The 24,959-nt window shown below is 75.2% G+C and carries 21 protein-coding genes; 7 read left to right on the top strand and 14 right to left on the bottom strand.

The window, feature by feature from the left end; translation table 11 throughout:
* Positions 1–445 precede the first annotated feature (445 nt).
* On the top strand, positions 446–3,826 hold the full coding sequence (locus tag SNE206_RS25950; RefSeq protein ID WP_407915908.1) for a CARDB domain-containing protein: 3,381 nt from the start codon (positions 446–448) through the stop codon (positions 3,824–3,826).
* Positions 3,827–4,051: 225 nt separating this feature from the next.
* On the opposite strand, the gene SNE206_RS25945 is transcribed toward SNE206_RS25950, so the two are convergent.
* The 6 genes from SNE206_RS25945 to SNE206_RS25920 all read right to left on the bottom strand — a co-directional run bounded on the left by SNE206_RS25945 (position 4,052) and on the right by SNE206_RS25920 (position 10,787).
* The gene (locus SNE206_RS25945) at positions 4,052–5,281 is read right to left on the bottom strand and encodes a sensor histidine kinase (protein WP_407915907.1); all 1,230 of its coding nucleotides are present in this window, start codon (positions 5,279–5,281) and stop codon (positions 4,052–4,054) included.
* On the bottom strand, positions 5,278–6,006 hold the full coding sequence (cseB, locus tag SNE206_RS25940) for a two-component system response regulator CseB (protein ID WP_407915906.1): 729 nt from the start codon (positions 6,004–6,006) through the stop codon (positions 5,278–5,280). Before cseB ends, SNE206_RS25945 begins: the two co-directional genes overlap by 4 nt.
* Positions 6,003–6,845, bottom strand: a complete 843-nt coding sequence (locus SNE206_RS25935; protein ID WP_407915905.1) for a hypothetical protein — start codon at positions 6,843–6,845, stop codon at positions 6,003–6,005. The genes cseB and SNE206_RS25935 overlap by 4 nt, the downstream gene beginning before the upstream one ends.
* Before the next feature lie 118 nt (positions 6,846–6,963).
* Complete coding sequence (locus SNE206_RS25930) at positions 6,964–7,590, bottom strand: class F sortase (RefSeq protein WP_407915904.1); 627 nt, start codon at positions 7,588–7,590, stop codon at positions 6,964–6,966.
* 31 nt (positions 7,591–7,621) lie between these two features.
* On the bottom strand, positions 7,622–8,014 hold the full coding sequence (locus tag SNE206_RS25925) for a hypothetical protein (protein WP_407915903.1): 393 nt from the start codon (positions 8,012–8,014) through the stop codon (positions 7,622–7,624).
* Between the two features lie 184 nt (positions 8,015–8,198).
* Positions 8,199–10,787, bottom strand: coding sequence for a bifunctional FO biosynthesis protein CofGH (locus SNE206_RS25920; RefSeq protein ID WP_407915902.1), 2,589 nt, complete (start codon positions 10,785–10,787; stop codon positions 8,199–8,201).
* Between the two features lie 351 nt (positions 10,788–11,138).
* On the opposite strand from SNE206_RS25920, the gene SNE206_RS25915 reads away from it, so the two are divergent.
* The 3 genes from SNE206_RS25915 to SNE206_RS25905 all read left to right on the top strand — a co-directional run bounded on the left by SNE206_RS25915 (position 11,139) and on the right by SNE206_RS25905 (position 15,324).
* Positions 11,139–12,557, top strand: coding sequence for an amidohydrolase family protein (locus SNE206_RS25915; RefSeq protein ID WP_407915955.1), 1,419 nt, complete (start codon positions 11,139–11,141; stop codon positions 12,555–12,557).
* A 155-nt stretch (positions 12,558–12,712) separates the two neighbouring features.
* On the top strand, positions 12,713–13,273 hold the full coding sequence (locus SNE206_RS25910; RefSeq protein WP_407915901.1) for a cysteine hydrolase family protein: 561 nt from the start codon (positions 12,713–12,715) through the stop codon (positions 13,271–13,273).
* Between the two features lie 380 nt (positions 13,274–13,653).
* On the top strand, positions 13,654–15,324 hold the full coding sequence (locus SNE206_RS25905; RefSeq protein ID WP_407915900.1) for a SpoIIE family protein phosphatase: 1,671 nt from the start codon (positions 13,654–13,656) through the stop codon (positions 15,322–15,324).
* Between the two features lie 113 nt (positions 15,325–15,437).
* On the opposite strand, the gene SNE206_RS25900 is transcribed toward SNE206_RS25905, so the two are convergent.
* From SNE206_RS25900 to mgrA, 8 genes are all read right to left on the bottom strand, one after another.
* Positions 15,438–16,214: an amino acid ABC transporter ATP-binding protein gene (locus SNE206_RS25900; RefSeq protein WP_407915899.1), complete on the bottom strand. Its 777-nt coding sequence runs from the start codon at positions 16,212–16,214 to the stop codon at positions 15,438–15,440.
* Positions 16,211–17,110 (bottom strand): amino acid ABC transporter permease, encoded by a 900-nt coding sequence (locus SNE206_RS25895; protein WP_407915898.1) that lies wholly within the window; start codon positions 17,108–17,110, stop codon positions 16,211–16,213. The genes SNE206_RS25900 and SNE206_RS25895 overlap by 4 nt, the downstream gene beginning before the upstream one ends.
* The gene (locus tag SNE206_RS25890; protein WP_407915897.1) at positions 17,107–18,030 is read right to left on the bottom strand and encodes an ABC transporter substrate-binding protein; all 924 of its coding nucleotides are present in this window, start codon (positions 18,028–18,030) and stop codon (positions 17,107–17,109) included. The genes SNE206_RS25895 and SNE206_RS25890 overlap by 4 nt, the downstream gene beginning before the upstream one ends.
* 403 nt (positions 18,031–18,433) lie before the next feature.
* Positions 18,434–19,093 carry a fasciclin domain-containing protein gene (locus SNE206_RS25885; protein WP_407915896.1) on the bottom strand — a complete coding sequence of 220 codons (660 nt, stop codon included), beginning with the start codon at positions 19,091–19,093 and terminating at the stop codon, positions 18,434–18,436.
* Between the two features lie 115 nt (positions 19,094–19,208).
* Positions 19,209–19,754, bottom strand: coding sequence for an ATP-binding protein (locus tag SNE206_RS25880; protein ID WP_407915895.1), 546 nt, complete (start codon positions 19,752–19,754; stop codon positions 19,209–19,211).
* Positions 19,755–19,889: 135 nt separating this feature from the next.
* Positions 19,890–20,264, bottom strand: coding sequence for a hypothetical protein (locus SNE206_RS25875; protein WP_407915894.1), 375 nt, complete (start codon positions 20,262–20,264; stop codon positions 19,890–19,892).
* Between the two features lie 300 nt (positions 20,265–20,564).
* Entirely contained in the window at positions 20,565–20,807 is a 243-nt protein-coding gene (locus tag SNE206_RS25870) for a chaplin (RefSeq protein ID WP_407915893.1), read from the bottom strand.
* A gap of 319 nt (positions 20,808–21,126) precedes the next feature.
* Positions 21,127–22,167, bottom strand: a complete 1,041-nt coding sequence (gene mgrA, locus SNE206_RS25865) for an L-glyceraldehyde 3-phosphate reductase (protein WP_407915892.1) — start codon at positions 22,165–22,167, stop codon at positions 21,127–21,129.
* Between the two features lie 198 nt (positions 22,168–22,365).
* On the opposite strand from mgrA, the gene SNE206_RS25860 reads away from it, so the two are divergent.
* The 3 genes from SNE206_RS25860 to SNE206_RS25850 all read left to right on the top strand — a co-directional run bounded on the left by SNE206_RS25860 (position 22,366) and on the right by SNE206_RS25850 (position 24,701).
* A complete protein-coding gene (locus tag SNE206_RS25860) occupies positions 22,366–23,049 on the top strand; it encodes an NADPH-dependent F420 reductase (RefSeq protein ID WP_407915891.1) in 684 nt (227 codons plus the stop codon).
* Positions 23,050–23,196: 147 nt separating this feature from the next.
* Positions 23,197–23,679, top strand: coding sequence for a hypothetical protein (locus SNE206_RS25855; RefSeq protein WP_407915890.1), 483 nt, complete (start codon positions 23,197–23,199; stop codon positions 23,677–23,679).
* Positions 23,680–23,762: 83 nt separating this feature from the next.
* Entirely contained in the window at positions 23,763–24,701 is a 939-nt protein-coding gene (locus SNE206_RS25850; protein ID WP_407915889.1) for a hypothetical protein, read from the top strand.
* The last annotated feature ends 258 nt before the right edge of the window (positions 24,702–24,959 follow it).

Below are 24,959 nucleotides of genomic sequence, written 5' to 3'. Positions count from 1 at the left end.
CGATCGCCTCGGTCGCTCCGATCGCCCCGAGCGCCCTGCCGGCTCCGTGCGCCCCGGGCGCCCTGACGGCCCGCCGTACGTGCAGGTCGGGAGCCTTGCCGCCGCGTTGACGCGGGGTCCGCGCGGGGCGGGTCCGACGGGCCGTCAGCTGCGCGGGAGCGCGAGCGCCAAGTCGCCTGTCAGGTCAGGACCGTTGACAAAGTCGGCACCTCGTAGAAACATTCCAGCTCGGCAGTGCAAAAGATCGACCAAGTAACGCAAAAGACTTTCACATGGACTGCCGATCCTCGCCACATCCGTGTCAGGCGGCCGGCGAGACCCGCCACCGTCCTCGGCGCACCCGGTACGCGCCCCGACTGCCCCGCTCCCCCGTCGCCCCACGCGCCGGCGGGCTGCGGGCGCCGAACCGCGTCCGGATGCCCCCGATCACGAACAAGAGGATCTGATGAGTTGGAAACACCAGGGCTGGCGACTGATCGCCGGCACGGTGGTCGCCGGACTGCTCGCGGTGGGACTGGTACCCGCGAACGCCTCCGCGGCGCAGGGACCGAACCTGGCTCTCGGTAAGCCGGCCACGGCCAGCGGGGCCAACGGCGGCTACCCGGCCGGCAACGTCACCGACGGCAGCCAGGCGTCCTACTGGGAGAGCCCCGCGGGCGCGTTCCCGCAGTGGCTGCAGGTCGACCTCGGCAGCAGCGTCGCCGTCAACGAGGTGGCCCTGAAGCTGCCGTCCTCGTGGGGCGCCCGCAACGAGACGCTCAGCGTGCTCGGCAGCACCGACGGCAGCACCTTCGGCACCCTCGCCGCGTCGGCCGCCCGCACCTTCGACCCGGCCGCCGCCAACACCGTCAGCCTGCCGTTCACCGCCTCCACCATCCGGTACGTCCGGATCCAGGTGACCGGCAACACCGGCTGGAACGCCGCCCAGCTCTCCGAGGTGGAGATCTACGGCACGGGCGGCGGCGGGGGCCCGGTCGACCCGCCGGTCAACGGTTCGAACCTGGCGCGCAACAAGCCGATCGAGGCCTCCTCGACCACCCAGACCTACAGCGCGGCCAACGCCGTCGACGACAGCGTCACCACCTACTGGGAGTCCGCCGGGTTCCCGTCGACCCTGACGGTGAAGCTCGGCTCCAACGCCGATGTCCAGGGCGTGGTGGTCAAGCTCAACCCGGACCCCGCCTGGGGTGCCAGGACGCAGGCGATCCAGGTCGAGGGCCGGGAACAGTCGGCGACCGCCTTCACCTCGCTGCGCGCGCGGGCCGACTACGCGTTCAGCCCCGGCAGCCAGAACACCGTGACGATCCCGGTGACCGGCCGCTACGCCGACGTCCGGCTCACGTTCTCCTCCAACACCGGTGCGCCCGGTGCGCAGGTCGCCGAGTTCCAGGTGATCGGATCCGCGGCCCCCAACCCGGATCTCACCGTCACCGACCTCGTGTGGTCGCCCACCGCCCCGACCGAGTCGGACAACGTCACCGTCAACGCGACGGTGCGCAACGCCGGCACCGCCGCCTCCCCGGCGACGACCGTCAACGTCAGCCTCGAAGGCGTCGTCGTCGGCTCGGCCCCCGTGGGTGCACTGGCCGCCGACGCCTCGACGACCGTCGCGGTCGCCGTGGGCAAGCGCCCGATGGGCAGCTACACCGTCTCCGCGGTCGTCGACCCGACCGACACCGTCACCGAGCAGGACAACTCCAACAACAGCCGGACGGCCTCCGCGAAGCTCGCCGTCTCCCAGAGCCCGGGCCCCGACCTGACGGTCACCGGCATCGCCACCAACCCGGCCTCCCCGGCCGTGGGGGCGTCCGTCAGCTTCACCGTGGCCGTGCAGAACCGCGGCACCACCGGCGTCGCCGCCGGCTCGGTCACCCGCCTGGTCACGGGCACCACCACGCTGAACGGCACCACGGGCGCCATCGCCGCCGGTGCGACCGCCCAGGTGCCGATCACCGGCACCTGGACCGCCACCAGCGGTGGCGCCACGCTCACCGCCACCGCGGACGCGACCGGCGTCGTCGCCGAGACCAACGAGAACAACAACGTGTTCGCCCGCTCGGTCGTCGTCGGCCGCGGCGCCGCCCTGCCGTACACCGAGTACGAGGCGGAGGACGCCCAGTACAACGGCGTCCTGCTGCAGTCGGACCAGAAGCGCACGTTCGGCCACACCAACTTCGCGACGGAGTCGTCCGGCCGCCGGTCGGTGCAGCTCAACTCCTCCGGCCAGTACGTGGAGTTCACCTCCACCAACGCCGCCAACTCGATCGTCGTGCGCAACTCGATCCCGGACGCCGCGAACGGCGGCGGCCAGTCGGCGACGATCAGCCTCTACGTCAACGGCACGTTCAACCGGAAGCTGACGCTCTCCTCCAAGCACAGCTGGCTGTACGGCAGCACCGACAGCCCCGAGGGCCTCACCAACACGCCGGGCGGCGACGCCCGCCGTCTGTTCGACGAGTCCAACGCACTGCTGCCGCAGTCGTACCCGCCGGGCACGAAGTTCCGCCTCCAGCGGGACGCCGGTGACAGCGCCGCCTTCTACATCATCGACCTCGTCGACCTGGAGCAGGTCGCCCCGGCGCTCTCCCAGCCGGCCGGCTGCACCTCGATCACCGCGTACGGCGCGGTGCCCAACGACGGGCTCGACGACACGGACGCCATCCAGCGCGCCGTGACGGCCGACCAGAAGGGCGAGATCGGCTGCGTCTGGATCCCCGCCGGCCAGTGGCGGCAGGAGCAGAAGATCCTGACCGACGATCCGCTGAACCGCGGTCAGTTCAACCAGGTCGGCATCCGCGACGTGACGATCCGCGGCGCGGGCATGTGGCACACGCAGCTCTACACGCTGACGGCGCCGCAGGACGCGGGCGGCATCAACCACCCGCACGAGGGCAACTTCGGCTTCGACATCGACGACAACACCCAGATCTCCGACATCGCGATCTTCGGCTCGGGCACGATCCGCGGCGGTGACGGCAACGCCGAGGGCGGTGTCGGCCTCAACGGCCGGTTCGGCAAGAACACGAAGATCAGCAACGTCTGGATCGAGCACGCCAACGTCGCCGTCTGGGTCGGCCGCGACTACGACAACATCCCCGCGCTGTGGGGTCCGGCCGACGGCCTGGAGTTCAGCGGCATGCGCATCCGCGACACCTACGCCGACGGCATCAACTTCGCCAACAGCACCCGCAACTCGACCGTCTTCAACTCCTCCTTCCGCACCACCGGCGACGACTCGCTCGCCGTCTGGTCCAACAAGGCCGTGAAGGACACCTCGGTCGACATCGGCCACGACAACCACTTCCGCAACAACACCATCCAGCTGCCGTGGCGCGCCAACGGCATCGCGGTGTACGGCGGTTACGGCAACACCGTCGAGAACAACATCGTCTCCGACACGATGAACTACCCGGGCATCATGCTGGCGACCGACCACGACCCGCTGCCCTTCTCCGGGCAGACGCTCATCGCCAACAACGCCCTGTACCGCACGGGCGGCGCCTTCTGGGGCGAGCAGCAGGAGTTCGGGGCCATCACCCTCTTCGCCTCCTCGCAGGACATCACCGGCGTCACCATCCGCGACACCGACATCTACGACTCCACCTACGACGGCATCCAGTTCAAGACCGGCGGCGGCTCCATGCCGAACGTCCAGGTCAGCAACGTGCGCATCGACCGGTCCCTCAACGGGTCGGGCATCCTCGCCCACGGCGGCGCCCGCGGCTCCGCCACGCTGACCAACGTCACCATCACCAACTCGGCCCAGGGCAACGTGCTGATCGAGCCCGGATCCCAGTTCGTGATCAACGGGACGCCGAACCCGTAGCAGCACCACCGTCCCGGCCGCCGACGCGGCCGGGACACCCCGCAGTCCGCCACCGGACGGATCGGGCCCCCGCAGCCGTGGTACTCCCACCCACGGCCGCGGGGGCCCGCGGCGTGCTGCGGATCCGGCCGCCGCATCGCCGCACCCGGCATCCCGGTCTGCGCGGCGCCCCGGTCAGCGCGGCATCCCCGTCGGCGCCGCACCCCGGTCGGCACGGCGCCCCGGTCAGCGCGGCGGACGGCCCGACCGCGGCTCCGGCAGCCGGAGTTCGGCGACCGCCCCGCCGTCGGGATGGTTGCGCAGCACCAGGTCGATGCCGAGGGACTCCGCGTGGCCCTGGGCGATGGTCAGACCCAGGCCGTGCCCGCGGCCGCGTTCCCGCGCACCGGTACGGAAGCGCTGCGGGCCGTCCTGCAGGATCCCCTCCGGGTAGCCCGGGCCGTGGTCGCGGACGGTGACGACGGGCCCGTCCACCCGCACCGCGACCGGCGGCAGGCCGTGCCGGTGGGCGTTGGCCACGAGGTTGGCCAGCACGCGGTCGAGACGGCGCGGGTCGGTGGTCACCACCGCGTCCACCGTGACGTCGACCGCGACCGGCCGTGCGGCGGCCGCCGCCGTCCGGGCCACCAGCGGGGCCAGCGGCAGGTCCGCGAGGTCGGGCGGGTCCGCGCGCGCGTCCAGGCGGGAGACCTCCAGCAGGTCCTCGGTGAGGTCGCGCAGCGCGCGGACCCGGTCGCGCACCAGCTCGGTGGGGCGGCCGTCCGGCAGGAGCTCGGAGGCGGTGAGGAGGCCGGTCAGCGGGGTGCGCAGCTCGTGGGCGACGTCCGCGGTGAAGCGCTGCTCGCTCTCCAGCCTGCGCCGTAGCGCGGCGGCCATCGAGTCGACGGCGGCGGCCAGTTCGGCGACCTCGTCGCGGGGGCGGCCGAGCGGGCCGATCCGTGCGTCGAGGTCGCCGCCCGCGATGGTGCGGGCGGTGCGGGCGGCGGTGCGCAGCCGTGCGCTGATCCGGTCGGCGGCGAGGACGCCGGCGAGGACGGTGACGGCGACGGACAGCGCGGCGGCGATCTGCACGGCGCGGTCGAGTTCGGCGACGGCCCGCTCGTCCCCGGCGAAGTCGATCCGGACGGAGACGACGTGGCCGTCCGCACGGGCCGCGGCCCACAGCGCGGTGCCGTCCGGGCCGGGGCCGAGGGTCGACCCCTGCCGGCCGCGCTCCGCGAGGGCGCGCAGGTCGGCGGGGACGGCCGGGTCGTCCAGCGCCGCGTGCCAGCCTCCGACGAGTTCGCCGGTGCGGTCGTAGCCGGTGAGGGCCGCGTCGAGGGCGGCCTCGGCGGAGGTGCGGGCCTGGTCGGTGTGCTGGCGCACGGACGCACGGTGGACCAGGACGGCGACGGTGAGGGCGACGAGGCACGACACGAGGGCGATGACGGCGGCGATCTGCCGGCGGAGCGTCACGGGACGCGCCGCAGGCGGTAGCCGAAGCCGCGGACGGTCTCGATCCGGCCGGCGCCGATCTTGGCGCGGAGGCGCTGCACGTGCACGTCCACGACGCGGCTGTCCGCGTCCCAGGCGTAGTCCCACACGCGCGAGAGCAGGGTCTGACGCTCCATCAGGACGCCGGGTGCGGCGGTGAACTCCAGGAGGAGCCGCAGCTCCGTCGGGGTGAGCGGCACCGGCAGGCCCGCCACCCGGACCTCCATGGCGTCGGTGTCGACCTCCAGGTCGTCGATCACCCGCACCGCGGACCGGTGGGGCTGCCCGGCGGCGGACCCGCTGTCCGGGGCCGGACCGGCAGCGGGCCCGGTGCGGCGCAGGACGGTGCGGATCCGGGCCACCAGCACGGCGATCTCGAACGGCTTGACCACGTAGTCGTCCGCGCCGGCCTCCAGCCCGGAGACGACGTCGACGGGTTCGGTGCGCGCCGACATCATGAGGATCGGCAGTCGGCTCTCCTCCCGGACGCGGCGGCACAGGCCGACCCCGTCGAGGAGGGGGAGCATCACGTCGATCAGCATCAGGTCGGGCCGGCGGGTGCGGAAGGCCTCCAGGCCCTCCAGTCCGTCGGCGGCGGTGTCGACGGGGAAGCCGTAGCGTTCGAGGGCCATCTGGGTGGCCTCGCGGATCACCTCGTCGTCCTCGACGAGCAGGATGCGCGGCATCGGCGGGGGCGCGGCGGTCATCGGCGTCCCGTCGCGGTCGGCACGGCGGGGGCGGAGGGCTCCGCGCGGGCGGGCGGCTCCGTGGCGGCCGGGGCGGCGGGCCGGGCGCTGGGGGCGGCGGTCTTCACGGCCGGGGCGGTCCGCCGCGGCTCCGGAACGGCGGTGGGGCAGGCGGGTGCGCCGTCGTCGGGGCCGGTGGAGGTGATCCGGCGGTCGGCGAACGCCATCCGGACCGCGCTCCAGCGGTAGGTGCTGCTGGTCCGGGCGCGCGGCCCGGTCGGCTCGTGGACGACGAGGTCACGGCCGACGGTGTCGGCGGTGAAGCCGGCGAGGGCCGTCACCGACAGCACCGGCACGATGCCGCCGCCGCGCTCGGTGTAGACGTGCAGGACGGCCTGGCCCTCGCCGGAGTCGCGGTCGGGCATGACGACGGCGGTGATGAGTTCGGGGCGGCCGTCGCCGCTGAGGTCGCGGTACTGGGCGGGCTGGACGACGCAGCCGGTGCAGCCGCCGTTCAGTGCGCGGTGTTCGAGGTCGGTGAGCCCGGGGTCGTGGGTGAGGACGGCGGACGCGGCGAGCGCGCCGAGGCCCCCGGCCGGGGCGGTGATCGAGGGCAGCGGCTCCGGCGGCGGCCGGTCCGCCGTGGGCTGCGGGGAGGCCGGGGCGGACGTGGCGGCGGCCGGCCACAGCGCCAGCGGGCTCGGGTGCGCGGCGATCGGCCGGGCGGGGCCGGCGTCGTGCAGCGGGCCGGGGGTGCCGCAGCCGGTGAGCAGCACGGCGGCGGCGAGGGCGGCGGCGAGAGCCGCGGCGGTGCGGGCCGGGTACCGCGCGAGGGCGGTGGGGCGGGTCCGTGTCCTCACGCGGAGCGGGGCCTTTCGGTCGGCCGCACCGGAGGGGCGGCAGGGTGGCGGGTCGGTGGTCGGGCGGGGTCGGCTGTCAGTCTGCACCACGGGCGGCGGGCGCCCGCCCGCCGCCCGCTCACGCCGTCCCGGCCAGGTCCGCCAGCACGACGATGTTGTCGCTGTAGTGCCCGTCGCCGCCCAGCGTGCCCCCGCAGGTGATCAGTCTGAGCTGCGGGTCGGGGGTGTCCCCGTACACCAGCCCGGTGGGGAACGCGGTCTTCCTGAACTGTCCGCTCGACCGCACCCGGTAGGACACCGTGCGGCCGTCCTGGCGGACGACGTCGATCCGGTCGCCGGGGTGCAGTTCCGGGACGCGGTGGAAGACCGCGGGGCCCCTGCGGGTGTCGTAGTGGCCGAGCAGGACGGCCGGGCCGCGGCTGCCCGGCGCGGCACCGTCGCGGTACCAGCCGACCAGGGCGGGCCGGTCCAGCGGTGGTACCTCGACGGTGCCGTCGGTGTTCAGGCCGACCGAGCCGACGGCCGCGTCCACACCGATCCGGGGGATCAGCAGGCGCACCGGCGGCGAGGCCGGGAGTTCGGGCCGGAGGGGGGCGGTCGGGTCCGGCGGGGGCGCGGCGCGGGACGGGTCCGGGCCGGTGCCGGTGTCGGCGATCCGGACCGGGGTGCGGTCCGGGGCCTCGCCGAGCGCGACCGTCCCGAGGCCGAGGACGAGGGCCAGCGTGCCGACCGACGCGGCCGGCACCCACGAGGGGCGCCGACCGCGCCGGTTCCGGCTAGCCGCGGGCGCCGGCACGGCGGCGGACGACGGCGGTGCCGACGCCGGCTGCCCCGGCCAGGGCCACCGCCCCGCCGACCAGCACGGCCGTCGGGGATCCGCCGCGCTCCGCCTCGCCGGTCTGGGCGCCGCCGCGGGGCAGGGGCCGCGCCGGCGCGGCGCCGGGCGCCGTGACGGACGGGACGGGCCGGGCCGGGGTCTTCGTGGCGGGCGGGGCGCTGGCCGGGGCGGCGGGCGGGGCGCTGACCGCGGGGGTGCGGGTCACGGGGGCCGGGGAGGCCGACGGACCGTCGGCCATCGCCGCCCCGCCGGACAGCACGACGGCTCCGGCCACTCCGGCGACGACCAGCGCGTACCGTGCGGAACGGCGCACGGACGAGGTGCGTGACATGGGCTTCCTCCGAACTGCTCACCACCCCCGTTCCGGTGAACGGGGGTTGGTGGCACCACGCTAGGAAGCCCTCCTCACGGTCCACCGCCGTCCGTGTAACGGCCGCCGCGCGGTCCTGTAACAGACCTGCGGCCGCGCCGGGGGCGCAGCGGCGTCCCCCCGGCGCGGCCGGGCCGCAGGCGTGTCAGTCCAGGACGGGGAGCAGTTCCGGCAGGTGGCCGTCCGACGCCAGGGCCGCGGCCCGGCGCTCGGCCGGCACCTCGCCGTAGGTCGTGGTGCGCTGCCGGGCCGGCCGTCCGGCGGCCTCCGCGATCGCCTCCAGGTCGCGGACGGACTTGTAACTCCCGTACGAGGAGCCGGCCATGCGGGAGATGGTCTCCTCCATCAGGGTGCCGCCGAGGTCGTTGGCGCCCGAGCGGAGCATGTCCGCCGCGCCGTCGGCGCCGAGTTTGACCCACGAGGTCTGGATGTTGGGGATGTGCGGGTGCAGCAGCAGCCTCGCCATCGCGACCACCGCACGGTTGTCGCGGGCCGTGGGCCCCGGCCGTGCGACACCCGCGAGGTAGACCGGGGCGTTGGTGTGCACGAAGGGCAGGGTCACGAACTCGGTGAAGCCTCCGGTCCGCTGCTGGATCTCCGCGAGCAGCCGCAGGTGTCCGAGCCAGTGGCGGGGGGTGTCGACGTGGCCGTACATCATGGTCGACGAGGAGCGGATGCCCAGCTCGTGCGCGGTGGTCACCACGTCGACCCAGGCGGAGGCGGGGAGTTTGCCCTTGGTGAGCACCCAGCGGACGTCGTCGTCGAGGATCTCCGCGGCCGTGCCGGGGATGGTGTCGAGGCCGGACTCCTTCGCCCGCTGCAGCCACTCGCGGATCGACAGGCCGGTGCGGGTGGCGCCGTTGACGACCTCCATCGGCGAGAAGGCGTGCACGTGGATCCCCGGGACGCGTTCCTTCACCGCCCGTGCGATGTCGAAGTAGGCGGTGCCGGGGAGGTCGGGGTGGATGCCGCCCTGCATGCAGACCTCGGTCGCGCCCACCTCCCAGGCCTGCGCGGCGCGTTCGGCGACCTGCTCCAGCGAGAGCGTGTAGGCGTCGGCGTCGGTGCGGCGCTGCGCGAACGCGCAGAACCGGCAGCCGGTGTAGCAGACGTTGGTGAAGTTGATGTTCCGGGTGACGCAGTACGTCACGGTGTCGCCGACGGTGTCGCGGCGCACCGCGTCGGCGATCGCGCAGAGCGCGTCGAGTGCGGGGCCCTCCGCGCCGAACAGCGCGAGCGCCTGATCGTCCGTCAATTTCTCCGGGGCGTCCGCCGCGACGGCGAGCGCGGACCGCACGCCGGTCGGCAGCCGTTCCGGCACCGCGCTCCCGACCCGCTCGCGGAGCACCTCCCAGTCGCCGTACACCTCCTCGAAGTCGGCCCGGCGGTCGCCGGTGCGGCCGTCGGTGTCGATGGTGCGGAAGAGCTCGGTGCGGCCCGAACCGGCCTGCGGCTCCTCGGGTTCCTGCCACGGCAGCCCGACCGGCAGCACCCCCTCGCGGGCCAGCCCGGTCTCCGGGTCGGCGAGCGCCGCGACGTGCGGCAGCAGCCGGGGGTCGAGCCACGGTTCGCCGCGGCGCACGTACTCCGGGTAGATGGTGAGGCGTTCGCGCAGCGTGAAGCCGGCGGCGGCCGTCCGGGCGGCCAGGTCGTCGATGTGCGGCCAGGGGCGTTCCGGGTTGACGTGGTCCGGCGTCAGGGGCGAGACCCCGCCCCAGTCGTCGATGCCCGCGCCGATCATCAGCGCGTACTCGCCGTCCACGAGGTTGGGCGGTGCCTGGAGCCGTACCGACGGGCCGAGGACGAGCCGGGCGACCGCGATGGCCGCCGCGAGCTCCTCCAGCTCGGCGTCGGGCATGCCGCGCATCGCGGTGTCGGGCTTGGCGCGGAAGTTCTGCACGATGACCTCCTGCACCCCCCTGAACTCGCGTGCCACCCGCCGGATCTCGAACAGCGCGTCGGCCCGCTCCTCGAAGGACTCGCCGATGCCGATCAGCACGCCGGTGGTGAACGGCACCGACGAGCGGCCCGCGTCCTCCAGCACCCGCAGCCGGACGGCGGGTTCCTTGTCGGGCGAGCCGTGGTGCGGCCCGGACGGGTCGGACCAGAGCCGCTCCGCGGTGGTCTCCAGCATCATCCCCATCGACGGCGCGACGGGCTTCAGCCGCTGCAGGTCCGTCCACGACAGCACGCCCGGGTTGAGGTGCGGCAGCAGGCCGGTCTCCTCCAGCACCCGCACCGCCATCGCCCGCACGTACGAGAGGGTGTCGTCGTAGCCGTGCGCGTCCAGCCACTCGCGGGCCTCCGGCCAGCGGTCCTCGGGCCGGTCGCCGAGCGTGAACAGCGCCTCCTTGCAGCCCTGCGCCGCGCCGGCCCGGGCGATGTCCAGCACCTCGTCCGGCGACAGGAACATGCCCTCCCCGGCCCGCCGCAGCTTGCCCGGCACGGTGACGAACGTGCAGTAGTGGCAGCGGTCCCGGCACAGACGTGTCAGCGGGATGAACACCTTGCGGGAGTACGTGACCACGCCCGGCCGCCCGGCCGCGGCCAGTCCCGCGTCGCGCACCCGCGCCGCCGACCCGCACAGGTCACGCAGGTCGTCGCCGCGCGCCTGCAGCAGCACCGCGGCCTCGGCACGGTCGAGCGCCACCCCGTCACGTGCCCGGCGCAGGGCGCGACGCAGGGAAGAGGCGGTGGGGACGGGCGTGTTCGCGAATGGTTCGACGGCATTCATGTCCAGACGATATCCGCCGCCGTCCACGGCCCGGCGCGCGGCGTGCGTCACGCCCGCGGTAGTCCTACGAGCGTGTTTCGGGGGTGCTGCGGGCGTACTGCGGCAGGTGGCGGGCGTGTTGCGGCAGCGGATGCGGACCGGGCCGGTGCGGCGGGCCGGGCCGCGGGGCGCGGGGGCACCGGGGAGGTCCTGCCCTAGCATCCTGGACATGGCAGGAACGTGGGAGGGACGTCGCACCGGCCCGGTGCCCGGCCGGGCGGACGACGGCACCGCCGTCGGGGCCCGGCAGCCGGCCGGGACGCGGAGGCCGGCCGGGACGCAGCGGCCCTGGATGCCGACGCCGTGAGCGGGATGCTGATCCGCGGGGCGGAGGTCGACGGCCTGCCCGTGGACGTGCGGATCCGGCACGGGCTGGTCGCCGCGATCGCACCGGCGCTGCCGCGGGAGGGGACCGAGGCGGTCGTCGCCGCCGGGGGCGGCGCGCTGCTGCCGGGCCTGACCGACCATCACCTGCACCTGTTCGCGACCGCGGCCGAGTCGGGTTCGGTGCTGTGCGCGCCGTCCGCCGTGCCCGATGCGGCCGCGCTGTCCGCCGCGCTGCACCGGGCGGTGCCCGACGCGCACGGCTGGGTGCGGGGCGTGCGCTACGACGTGTCGGTCGCGGGCGACCTCGACGCGGCCGGGCTGGACCGGCTGCGCGGCGACGTCCCGGTGCGGGTCCGGCACCGCAGCGGCGCCCTGTGGGTGCTGAACGGCCCGGCCGTGGCGGCCGTCGGCCTCGGCACGGCGGACCACCCGGGGGTCGAGCGCGACCCGGCGGGCCGCCCGACCGGCCGGCTGCACCGGGCCGACGCCTGGCTGGCCGGCCGGCTGCCCGCCGCGGGCCCGCTCCTGCCGGCGGCCCTGGGACGGCAGCTCGCCGACCACGGCATCACCGCCGTCACCGACGCCGGGCCGGCGCTCGACCCCGCGGCGGTGGACGCCGTCGCCGCGGCGACGGCCCGCGGCGACCTGCCGCAGCGGGTGCACCTGCTCGGCGCCCCGCTCGGCGTGCCGCTGCCGGACCCGGGCCCGGCGGCCGGCCCGTGGCGCATCGGACTCCCCGGCGGCGGACTGCCGGAGCACGCCGGGCTGACCGCGCAGATCACGGCGGCGCACCGGGTGGGGCGGCCGGTGGCGGCGCACTGCGCGACCGGGGAGGCCGTGCTGTCGTTCCTCGCGGCGGTCGAGGAGGCCGGGGTGCTGCCCGGCGACCGGATCGACCACCCCCTGCTGGTGCCCGCGGCGGCGGTGCCGGAGATCGGCAGGCTCGGGCTCCGGGTCGTCGGCCGGCCCGGGCTGATCGCCGACCTCGGTGACGACTACCTGCGGTCGGTGCCGCCGGCCGGGCTGCCGGACGTGCACCGCGGCGCCTCGCTCACCGCGGCGGGGGTGCCGCTCGGCCTCTCCAGCGACGCCCCGTACGGTCCGCTCGACCCGTGGGCGGTGATGCGGGCGGCGGTGCTGCGGCGCACGCGCTCGGGCGGGACGGTCGCGGCCGGGGAGCGCCTGGCGGTCGGACGGGCCCTGGCGGGCTACCTCTCCCCCGCGGCGTTCCCGGGCGGGCCGGTGCGGCGGGTCCGGGTGGGGGTCGCCGCCGACCTCGTCCTGCTGGGCGCGCCGCTCGGCGAGGTGCTGCGGCGGCTGGACACGGCCCTCGTACGGCTGACCCTGATCGGGGGACGGCCGGTCGGCGGCTCCCTGCTCACCCGGGGGGCGGCACCCGGCTGACGGCGCCCGGCCGGGCGGGTTCCGGCCGGCGGGTTCCGGCTGACGGATCCCGGCTGACCGCACCCGGTCGGCGAATCCCGGTCCGGGCCCGCCTGTCGGTGCCCCGGTCTATGGTGCGGGAGGACGCGGAGACCCAGCGAGGGCAGGGGAAGACCATGACCACACTCGACAACAGGCCGCACACCGCCCTGCTCGTCGTCGACGTGCAGAACGGTGTCGTGGAGGGCGCCCACGCGCGCGACGCGGTCGTCGCGAACGTCGGCGGCCTGGTCGCGCGGGCGCGGCGCGAAGACGTCCCAGTCGTGTGGGTGCAGCACTCCGACGAGGGTCTCGTGCGGGGCAGCGAGGAGTGGCGGATCGTGCCCGAGCTCGTGCCGGGCGACACCGAACCGCTCGTCGAGAAGAACTACGGCGACTCCTTCGAGGCCACCTCGCTGGAGCAGGTGCTCGCGGACCTCGGGGTCGGGCGGCTCGTCGTCGTCGGCGCGCAGACCGACGCGTGCATCCGCTCGACGCTGCACGGCGCACTCGTCCGGGGGTACGACGCGACGCTCGTCCGCGACGCCCACACCACGGAGGACCAGACGGCCTGGGGCGCGCCGCCGCCGGAGCAGGTCGTCGCGCACACGAACCTGTACTGGTCCTACCAGACGGCCCCGGGGCGGACGGCCGGGACGGTCGCGACCGCGGACGTCGACTTCGCCGGCCCGTCCTGAACCCTGCGCTGCTGCCGCGCCGCCCGCCCGGCGACGGCCGCGGCGGGCGGCGCACCCCGGCGCGCCCCGCCTGCACCGGCTTCGGTGCCGCCCCGGAGAGCGGGGCGCGAAGGACGGGGGAACCGTCGAAGGGGACGGCCGCCGACGGCACCGGCCCGCGCATCCGGCCCGCGGGCGACCGATCGGACGTGCGGCTTTCCTCCTTCTGGCCGCCCGAAACGGCGCAGAGCGGTAGATTCTGGACATCGACCTGTTCTTCCGGAGGTCCGCATGGCTGGTGGGTGCCTGCTCACGACCCGGCCCGGCTCCGCCGCGGCCGCCACGCCCGGGGCCGGGGCCCTGCGCCGGGCCGCCCTCCGCCCCGCAAGGACGCGGCCGCGTTGAGCAGCGACACGGCTCCCCCGGGCGGCGCCGCCGCCCGGGTCGAGCAGGCCGAGGCCCTGCGGGCCAACGGCATCGGCTGCTTCGAGTGGGAGCCCGCCAGCGGCCGCTTCACCCTCGACGACAACGGCCTGGCCGTCTTCGACCTGCTGCCGGAGGAGTACAACGGGCATGCGGACGACCTCGGCCAGCGCATCCCGGAGGACGAGGCGGCGCGCCTGACCGCACTGGTCGCCGACATCGTGGCCGGCCGCGCCGACTCCTACAGCACGTACTTCCGCATCAGGCTGCGCGGCGGCGGCACCCGCTGGACCCACACCCAGGGGCAGGTCGTGCGGGTGCCCGCGTACGGGGCGATCCGGGTGGTCGGGGTGCTCCGGGACGCCACCCAGGAGCTCTCCCACTCGTCGCTGCGGCTGCTCGCCGAGAGCGACCGGCGCCGCCAGGAGGACGCCATGCGCGAGGTCGCGCACGCGCTCGCCGAGGCGATGAGCGTCGCCGACGTCGTCGACGTCCTCACCGGCGACCAGAGCATGCGCCGCCTCGGCACGCAGGGCGTCTCGCTCGGCGTCGTCGAGCAGGGCCGCATCCGCCTGGTCGCGGCGGTCGGCACCACCAACGCCCAGGTCAAGGAGCTCCAGCGGGCCCGTCTGGCCGAGCCCTGGCCCCTGAACGACGCCGTGCGGTCGGGCGAGCCGCTGTTCTTCACCTCCGTCGAGGCGTTCATCGGCCGGTACCCCCGGCTGGCCCGCTACGTCGCGGGCACCCGCGCGACCGCCGCCGCGTTCCTGCCGCTGATCGCGCAGGGCCGGGCGATCGGCGCCATGTCGATGGTCTACGAGGGCAAGCGCTCGTTCTCGGCCGAGGACCGCACCCTGCTGACCGCCTGGTCGAGCGCCATCGCGCAGTCCCTGCAGCGGGCCATGCTGCTGGACAGGTCCAGGGAGATCGCGGCGGGGCTGCAGAACGTGATGCTGCCGCGCCACATCCCGGACGTCCCCGGCGGACGGATCGCCGTGCGCTACCGCACCGCCCGCGAGGGCATCTGGATCGGCGGGGACTGGTACGACGCCGTCCTGCTCGCCGACCGCAGCGTGGGCCTGGCCATCGGCGACGTCCAGGGCCACGACACCGAGGCCGCCGCCATCATGGGCCAGCTGCGCATCGCGATGACGGCGTACGCCCGCGAGGGCCACCCCTGCGAGAGCGTGCTCGCGAAGGCCTCCGCCTTCCTCGCCGAGATGGACGCCGAACGCTTCGCCACCTGCCTGTACATGCACGTCGTGCCCGCCACCGGCACCGTCCGGGCCGCGAACGCCGGCCACCTGCCGCCGCTGGTCCGGCACGCCGGCGGCACGGTCACCTGGTGGGAGGTCGCCGGGGGCCCGCCGCTCGGCCTGCCCGTCGAGTGGGGCGCCGCGGTCTACCCGCACCGCCGCTTCCACCTCCGGCCCGGCGACACCGTCGTCCTCTACAGCGACGGCCTCGTGGAACGCCCCGGCGAGGACCTCGACCAGGGACTCGCCCGGCTCGCGTCGGTCCTCTCGGCCGGCCCCGCCGACCTGGACGCCCTGGCCGACCACCTCCGTGACAGCCTCACCGAACGGATCGACGCCGAGGACGACGCGGCCCTGCTGATGCTCCAGCTCGACGGTTCCCCGGACGCCTGAGCGGCTCCGGCGCCCCTTCCCCCGGCCCTCCCGGCCCGCCGGGCACGGCCGCGCCCGGAGCCGTCGGGAGCCGCCGGGGGCCGTCCGGACGGCCCCCGGCGGCTCCGTCCGGGTCACGATCCCGGCACGAACCGTCCGGCTTCGGTGATCCGCCGCAGGAACCGGCGGGTGCGGTCGTGCCGGGGGTCTCCGAAGACCTGCTCGGGGGTGCCCCGTTCGACGATCGTGCCGGCGTCGAGGAAGCACACCTGGTCGGCGACCTCGCGGGCGAAGCCCATCTCGTGGGTGGAGACCACCATGGTCAGGCCCTGCTCCTTGAGGTCGCGGACGACCGCGAGCACCTCGCCGACGAGTTCCGGGTCGAGGGCCGCGGTGATCTCGTCGAGCAGCAGCAGCCTCGGCCCGGTGGCGAGCGCGCGGACGATCGCGACCCGCTGCTGCTGGCCGCCGGACAGCCGGTCGGGGTACTCGCGGGCCTTGTCCGCGAGCCCGAGCCGGCCGAGCAGGTCCAGCGCACGCGTCTCCGCCTCGGCGCGGGCGACCCGGTGCACCCGGCGGGGGGCCAGGGTGACGTTCTCCAGGACCGTCATGTGCGGGAAGAGGTTGTACTGCTGGAACACCACGCCGATGCGCCGCCGGACGGCGTCCTGGTCGGCCGCCGGGTCGGTGATCTCCTCGCCGTCCAGCAGGACGGCGCCGTCGTCGATCTCCTCCAGCAGGTTGGCGCAGCGCATCAGCGTCGACTTGCCGGAGCCGGAGGCGCCGATCAGCACGGTCACGGAGTGCGCGGGCACGGCCAGGTCGACGCTCCGCAGCACGACGTGGTCGCCGAAGGCCTTGCGGACCTCCTGCAGGGCCAGCACGGGCACCGCCGGATCCACCGCCGTCACACCGCACCTCCTTGGTGGCGCCGCCCGTCGGCGCGGGCCGTCACCCAGTCCGTGAAGCGCGTGAGCGGCACGGTCAGCAGGATGAAGACGAGCGCCGAGACGAGGTAGGGCGTGTAGTTGAAGGTCTGGGCCGTGATGATCTTCGCCGCGAAGACGGCGTCGATGACGCCGCCGATCGACACCAGGCCGGTGTCCTTCTGCAGCGAGACCAGGTTGTTGAGCAGCGGTGGCACGACCCGCCGCACCGCCTGCGGCAGGACGACGTACCGCATGGCCTGGGCGTTGGTCAGGCCCAGGGACCGGGCGGCGGCCCGCTGGCTCGGGTGGACGGACTGGATGCCGGCCCGGAACACCTCGGACACGTACGCCGAGTACGTCAGGACGAGCGCGGCACCGCCGAGCAGCAGCGGGTCGGTGGTGACGCCGGTCAGCCGCAGCGCCGGCACGCCGGTGATCATGACGAGCAGGCAGATGATCATCGGCAGGCCGAGGAAGAAGTCCACGTACGCCGTCACCAGGAGCCGCACCGGCAGGAACACCGGCCCCCGCAGCGTGCGCAGCAGGGCCAGCACCAGGCCGAGCACCAGGATCAGCACGCCGCAGACGGCCATCAGCTCCAGGTTGACCCGCAGGCCGCGGAGCACCTCCGGCAGTGCCTGCCGCGCGTAGGAGGCGTCGAAGAACGTCTCCCGGGTGCGCTGCCAGCCGGGCGAGCCGACGACGACGAGGTACAGCACGACCGCCGTCACCGCCGTGCTGACGGCGGCGATCAGCGCCGAGCGGCGGGCCTGCCGCCGGCGGTACGCCTCACGGGCGAGCCGCCGGGCGGACGGCCGGTACGGGGCCTCCGCACCGTCCGCCGCCGGCGGCACGCTCCCGGCCGTGGCGGCGCTCACCCGAGGACCGGCGCGGAGACCGCGTCGGACAGCCACTGCTTCTCCAGGCGGGCCAGGGTGCCGTCGGTGCGCAGCGCGTCCACCGCGGCGGTGACGCAGCCGGTCAGCGCGCTGCCCTTGTCCAGCACGAGGCCGAACTGCTCGGTGCCGCCGCCGGCGTTCTGCAGCTGGCCGACCACCTGGGCGTCGGTGACCTCCGCGCCGGTGACGTAGAAGGCGGTCGGCAGGTCGAGCACCAGCGCGTCGATCTGACCGTTCTTCAGCGCGGTCTTGGCGAGGTCGTTGCTGTCGAAGACGGCCGGCTGCGTGGTGGGGGCGATCTGGCCGGTGACGGCGGTCAGGCTGGTGGAGCCGACCTGCGCGCCCAGCTTGACGCCCTTGAGGTCGGCGAGGCTCTTCGCCGAGGCCGCCTTGGAGCCCTTGAGCGCGACGACGGCCTGGCGGACGTCGTAGTAGCCGGAGGAGAAGTCGACCGACTTCTTGCGGTCGTCGTTGATCGACACCTGGTTGATGTCGAAGTCGAAGTCCTTGGCGCCGGGGGCGAACGCCTTGTCGAACGGGCTGACCGTCCAGGTGACCTTGTCCTGCGGGTAGCCGAGCCGGTCGGCGACGGCGTACGCGACGGCGGACTCGAAGCCCTTGCCGTTCGCCGGGGCGTCGTCGGCGAACCAGGGTGCGTAGGCGGGCTTGTCGGTGCCGATCGTCAGGGTGCCGGCCTTGTGGGTGGCCAGCGCGCCCTTCGCGCAGGTGGCGGCCGACCCCTGACCGGCCCCGCTCGCGGCGGCCGGGCCGGAGGTGGCCGTGTCCTGCGGTGCGCAGGCGGCGAGCACCGAGGCGGCGAGCAGGAGAGCGGCCAGCGACGCGGGGCCGGTCGGACGGCTCGTGGGGCCGGTCGGGCGGCTCGCAGAAGCGGAAGTCATGTCGGGACTCCAGAGGGAGGGGAGGGAGGGCTGCGCGCACCGGTCCGCAGGGCGGGACACCGGTGCGCGCGGTGAGGGCGGCGCGATGGGGCCGGCCCGGCGGCCGGATGCCGCCGCCGGGGGCGGGGCGGGGCAGTGGCGGGGCAGGGGCAGCGCGTCCGCGGTGCCCCCGATGCCGCGTCAGAAGCCCGGACAGCGACCGGTGCGACGACAGGAGGGCACCCGGATCGGTTCGGCGCGGCGGATCGCCGCCCGCTGAAGGGCCGGGAGCATGGCGGGAGGTTCGCACCCCGAGCGCACGCCTGTCCAGAAGCGTCCGGATTCTGTCCACATTCCGGACAGCCCGTCGCAGCCGCCGCACCGTTCCCCCGCCGTCGGGCCGGACGCCCCGGACCCTCGGACCTCACGAGGGCGGCATCAGCACGGTGTCGACGATCTGCACGTTCGCGTTGGCGGTCTGCACGTTGCCGCAGAGCACCCTGGCGGTGCCGTTGACGGTGAGGTCCTCGCCGGAGCCGGTCACCGTGACCTTGCCGCCCTCCAGGGTGGTGTGGCCGCCGGGCAGGGCGGCGGGGGCGAGGCGCTCCGGCACGACGTGGTACGTCAGCACCCTGGTGAGCTCGGCCTTGTCGGCGAGCAGGGCGTCCAGGTCGGCCTTCGGGATCTTCGCGAAGGCGGCGTCGGTCGGCGCGATGACGGTGACGCCCTTCGCCGAGTTCAGGGTGTCGACCAGGCCCGCCCGGGTGACGGCGGCGACGAGGGTGGAGAGCTGCGGGTTGTTGGACGCCGCGGTGGCGACCGGCTGCTCGGCCATGTCGGCGAACGACCCGGCGCCGTCCTTCGGCACCGAGGCGCAGGCGGTGCCGAACGGCGCGGACGCCGGGGTGGCCGACGGGGCGGCGGACGGTGATCCCGCGGCAGCCGCCGGGCTGCTCGCCGAGCCCGTACCGCTGCCGGAGCCGCCACCGGAGGAACCGTCACCGCTGCAGGCGCTCAGGCCGAGGGCGAGCGCGCCTGCGGCGAGGAGCGCGGCGAGGGACTTCGGACGGGACAACGTGGGCATGGCGTACTCCTCGACGGGGTCGACGGGGTCGGCGGCTGTCCGCCGGGTGGTGCGGCCCGGGTCGAGGTGTCGTCGGCGCTCCGCCGGCCGGCCGCGGACGGGCTCCGGGCCTGCGTCACCAGCGGCGGGTGCGGCCGGGGAGCGGCGGAGCCGCGGGCCGGGAGGGGGCCGCGGGCGCGAGGTGGGCGGTCACGGTCTTGCCGGTGCCCGTGTCGAGGGTGATGGTCACCGTGTCGCAGAGGGCGGCGACCAGCGTCAGGCCCCGGCCGGCCGTGGCGGTGCGGGCGTCGGCGTGGCGGCGCACCGGCAGCTCGCGGCCGCCGTCGCTGACGGACACGTCGAGGCCGTGGGGGCCACCGGCCAGCCGGAGGCTGCCCGGACCGTGGGTGTGGCGGATCGAGTTGGTGACGAGTTCGCTGATGACGAGCAGGGCGTCGTCGCACAGCGGGCGGGGCAGGTGGGCCCGGGTGAGGTAGGCGCGGGCGTGGTCCCGCAGGCCGCGCACGCACTGGGGCCGGTCGGTGAAGTGCTCGCTCCAGTCGGCGGCCTCGGGGTCGGCCGTCGGCCGCGCCGCCGTCGCGGGGACGGGCGCGGGGGCTGGGGCGGGGGCTGGGGCGGGCGTGCGGGCTGGTGGTCGGGGCTGTGCGGTGGCGGTGGTCATGACCGGACGCTTCCGTGACGTGGGGGCGGGGGCGGCCGCCCCGGGGCGGCGCCGGACGGGTGGGGCCCCCGGCGGGGGGGGGAGGGCCCGGCGCCTCGGGGCGCCGGGCCGTCGGAGTTCCGTCGGTGACGGTGGTCAGCGGCAGTACCAGCCGGCCGCGACCCACGTCTTCTCCCAGTGCGCCGGGATCCACTTGTGCTCCCACCCGGCCTTGTGCCACACCTTGTGCCAGTACCCGTGGTGCCAGTGGTGGTGGGAGTCCCACCAACCTGGGTGCCACTGGTTCTGCCAGTAGCCCGCGTGCCAGACCTTCTGCCAGTGGCCGGCCACGTGCTGGTTCTCCCAGTGCGCCGGGTACCAGCGGCACTCCTTGTCGTGCGAGACCGCGGACACGGTCGGCGCCGACGCCGTGGTCGTCGCCGAGGCCGACGTCGCGGACGTCGCCACGGCGGCACCGCCGCCGAGCATCACGCAGGTCGCCGCGACCGCAAACGACCGCTTCGTTCGCATGGCATGCATCGTCCTGCCCTTCCTTCCTGACGTTCCGTCACCCGGCCCGGTGGGTCCGGCGCGGAGTGCGCCGGTCGTCACGCTGGGGGTCGAGGTGCGTTCCATGACCTTGATTCGCACGCGAGCCCGGCGCGGACGGGACGGTCGGCGGGAAAGTACGGTCAATTCTTCAACCGTCGGACGTCCTACGGTCCCCGCTCACGGGCGCAGCTCCAGTACGGGCCACGCGGCTTCGGCCACGCCTGCGGTGCGGGCGGGGCCGGCGGGGCGGCTCGCGGGCCGCCCCGGGCCGGCCGGTCGTCAGCCGAGGTTGGCGCAGGCGTTGCCGAACGCCGGGTTGAGCAGGCCGACGACGCCGGCGGTGTTGCCGCAGGCGTTCACGGGCACGTGGACGGGCACCTGGATCAGGTTGCCCGACAGCACGCCGGGCGAGCCCGCGGCGAGGCCGGAGGCTCCCGCGCTCGCCGCCGCAGCACCGGCGGCGAGCAGGACGGCACCGGCGGCGAACCCGGCGACGGCACACGAGGTACGGACGAAGGCCATGGTGGCTCTCCCTTTGTGCGAAACGAATCGGACGGACGGTCAGCTGATGTGCTGACAGGGGCGATTCGCCGCCCGCGGGACCGCGGTTCGGTGCCCGCCCCGGGATCCACCCGATCGGCCCAGGCGGCGGGCCCGCGGACGGCCGGGAAGTCCCGGCCGTTCCACGAGCAGCCGCTGACCGGCCCCCGGGCCGGCCTGTGCCGAACGGGAGGCGATGCACCTGTCCGCAGTCCATGCCGCACGGCCCGGAGGCCGCCCGTGTCCGCCGTCCCCCGGCGGCCCGCGCGCCGGGAGGGCGGTGCGGGCCGTCGCGGCCGTGTCAGCTCTCGGTGGACCTCGCCCAGAGGTTGAGGCCGGCGTCGGTGGCGTAGCGGTCGATCTCCGCGAGTTCCTCCGCGGTGAGCGGGGCGCTGCGGACCGCGGCGACGTTGTTCTCCAGTTGCCCCACCGACGAGGCGCCGATCAGGGCGGACGTCATCCGGGGGTCGCGCAGGAGCCAGGTCAGGGCGAGCTGGGCGAGGGACTGGCCGCGGCCGGACGCGATCGTGTTCAGCCCGCGGAGCTTCCCCAGGGTCTCCTCCGTGATGCTCGACGGGTCGAGCGAGGTGCCGCGGGAGGCGCGTGATCCGGCCGGGATGCCGTCCAGGTAGCGGTCCGTCAGGATGCCCTGCGCGAGCGGGGCGAAGCCGATGCAGCCGGCGCCCTCGGCCGCCAGCACGTCGAGCAGCCCGTCGTCCTCGATCCAGCGGTTGAGCATCGAGTACGACGGCTGGTGGATGAGCAGCGGCACCCCGAGGCCGCGGAGGATCTCCGCCGCCCGGCGCGTCCGGTCGGCGCTGTAGGAGGAGACGCCCGCGTAGAGGGCCTTGCCCTGCTGCACCGCCGAGGCGAGGGCGCCCATCGTCTCCTCGATCGGGGTGTCGGGGTCGAAGCGGTGGGAGTAGAAGATGTCCACGTACTCCAGGCCCATCCGCCGGAGCGACTGGTCGAGGCTGGCGGTGAGGTACTTGCGCGAGCCCCACTCGCCGTACGGGCCGGGCCACATGTCGTAGCCGGCCTTGGTCGAGATGACGAGCTCGTCGCGGTACGGGCGGAAGTCCGCCGCGAGGTGGCGGCCGAAGTTGGCCTCGGCGGCGCCGTACGGCGGGCCGTAGTTGTTGGCGAGGTCGAAGTGGGTCACGCCGAGGTCGAAGGCGCGGCGCAGGATGGCGCGCTGCGACGCGAAGCCGCGGTCGTCCCCGAAGTTGTGCCACAGCCCGAGCGAGATCTCCGGGAGGCGGAGTCCGCTCCAGCCGGTGCGGCGGTAGCGCATGGAGCCGTCGTAGCGGCTCTCGGCGGCCCGGTACGGCGAGCTGGTCATCTGGTTACCTCCTGGGAGGGTCCGCGGCCGGGTGCGGCCGGACGCGTGGGAGCTGCGGCGCGGGGGGCCGTCCCACCGGGTCGGACCGGCCGTGCCGTGCGCCCCTCGACCGGGCGGGTGCCCCCCGAGGCATTCATCCGAAGGGGTGAGGCGGCGCCGAACGGGAATACCTTCCTACCGTCCGGCACTGTGGCCGGTATGGCTACTCTCGGACTGATCGGCAGCGGCAACATCGGCGGCACCCTGGCCCGGCTCGCAGTCGCGGCCGGCCTCGACGTCGTCCTCAGCAACTCGCGCGGCCCGGAGACCCTCGCCGGCCTGGTCGCGGAGCTCGGCCCGCGGGCCCGTGCCGCGACACCCGCCGAGGCGGCCGCCGCCGGCGACTGGGTGGTGGTGACGGTGCCGCTGAAGAACTACCTCCAGGTGCCCGTCGACCCGCTGGCCGGCCGCACCGTGCTCGACACCAACAACTACTACCCGCAGCGCGACGGCCGGATCGCGCGGCTCGACTCGGGCGAGACCACCAGCAGCGGCCTCCTGCAGGAGCACCTGGTCGGCGCGCACGTGGTCAAGGCGTTCAACAACATCTACTTCGGGCACCTGGCCTCGCTCGCACGCCCGGCCGGCGCACCGGACCGTACCGCGCTGCCCGTCGCCGGCGACGACCCCGCGGCCAAGGCGCACGCGGCCGCCCTGCTGGACGCCCTCGGCTTCGACACGGTCGATGCGGGGCCGCTCCCGGAGGGCCGGCGCTTCCAGCCCGGCACACCGGCCTACGGCCTGCCCTACCTGAAGGATCCGGCCGGCGACCTGTCCACCGACCCCGGCAGCCCCGCCGCCGCATCGACCGTCCGGGAGGCACTCGCGGCAGCCACCGCCTGACACCGCCCGTGCCGGCACCGCCCCCGGCCGACACCGCCCGCGCGTCCCGGCGGCATCACATACCGGGGAGGGGTATGGTCGGTGCGGTGCCAGGTGCCGTTCCCGGCCTGCGCCGCACCACCCCCGCTCCGGCACGGAGGACGCACGGTGAACGGCGCCACGACCGACAGGACGGCCTTGCGCCGACTGCTCGCCGTCTCCGCGCTGCTGCTGGGCCTGTTCCTGATGCACGGATCCCCCGCCGGCGCGGCCGGCTGCACGGGTGCGCCCGCTGTCGGGGCGGGAGGTTCCACCGAGCACTCCCCCACCAGCCACACCCGAGGCCGTTCGGACCGCACCACCGCTCTCCGGGCTTCCGCCGCATCCGCCGACACCACCCGCGGCGCCGCGCTGCCGAGCCCCGGGCTGCTGCGCGCGGGCGACCGCTCGGGCGGCGAGCTGTGCGTCTCCACCCCGGCCCGGGCCCGTACCCCCGCGGGACGGCCCTCGCTGCCCGGGTCCGCCGCGCTCGTGCTGCCTGCCGGGTGGCTTCCGTCGTGGCGCGTCCTCGCCCGATCGGTCCTGCGACGGCGCGGGCCGCCGTCGCCGGGCAGGGCGGTGCTCATCCGGGTGTGCGTCGCGCGGACGTGACAGGCCCCACCCGGCCCCTCGCCGGACCGGGCCCGTGTCCTGCCGTCCGCGCGCGCCGTCGCGCACCCACCGGAAGATCGACGATGCCCTCCTTCACCCACCCCGCCCCCCGCCACCGCCGCGTACGGGCTGCCGCCGGGGCCCTCGCCCTCGCGGCCCTGCTGACCGCCTGCGGTTCGGCCGGCACCGCCCACGACATGGCCGGCATGCACCACGGCTCCACCCCCGCGGATGCGGGCAGCGGTGGCGCGACCCCGTCGTCGCCGTCGCTGCACGGCGCGGGCGACGACGTGCCGGACACGGACGGCGCCGACGGCCTGTCCGACCACCGGGCCGGCTACCGCTTCGCCGCAACGGCCACGACGCTGCCCGCGGGCACCGCCACCGGCCTCGACTTCTCGATCACCGGCCCGGACGACCGCCCGGTCACCGCGTTCGCCGTGGAGCAGACCGAGCGCATGCACCTCTACGCCGTCCGCTCCGACCTGACCGGCTTCCAGCACCTGCACCCCGTCATGGCCCCGGACGGCACCTGGCGCGCACCGCTCGCCGCGCTCACCCCCGGCTCCTGGCGCGTCTACACCTCGTTCACGCCGGACAGCGGCGCCGGGAAGGGCACCGCCATGGTCCTCTCCCGCACCGTCACCGTCGACGGGGACGCCACTGCCGAGCCGCTGCCCGCCCCCGCTGCCACGGCCGTCGCGGACGGCTACACGGTGACCGTCCAGGGCGACCCGGCGGCGCTCACCGGCCACGGGTTGACGATCGGCATCACCAGGGACGGCCGTCCGGTCACCGACCTGCAGCCGTACCTCGACGCGTACGCCCATCTCACGGCCTTCCACGAGGGCGACGCGGCGTTCGCCCACCTGCACCCCGTGAGCCGTGCCGACGGCGACCACGGCGGCCCGGACCTGTCGTTCCACGGGGAGTTCGGTCGCTCCGGCCTCTGGAGGCTGTTCCTCCAGTTCCGGACCGCGGGGCAGCTCCACACCGCCGCCCTGACCGTCCGGACCGGCTGACCGCCCGCGACGCGACGCCTGCGCCTCCCAGGCCCACGGTCCCGGTCCGGGACGGCTGCACGGGACGGCCGCGCGGGACGGCCGCACGACGGATGCAGCAGGCGGCGGGCGGGGCGACGTACCCCGCCCACGACTCTGTTGCGTATTTCGGCCGGGGCTATGCGGTGAGTTGGTAGGCGAGGCGGGACAGTCGGCTTGTCCGGGGCTTGCGGGGTTGATCGGGTTGTCGGCTGGTCCAGTGGGCGTCGGGTCGGATGA

The sequence above is a fragment of the Kitasatospora sp. NE20-6 genome (genome assembly GCF_045862635.1).
Note: the sequence above shows the minus strand (reverse complement) of the source record. Positions and strands in the feature narration are given on the sequence as shown.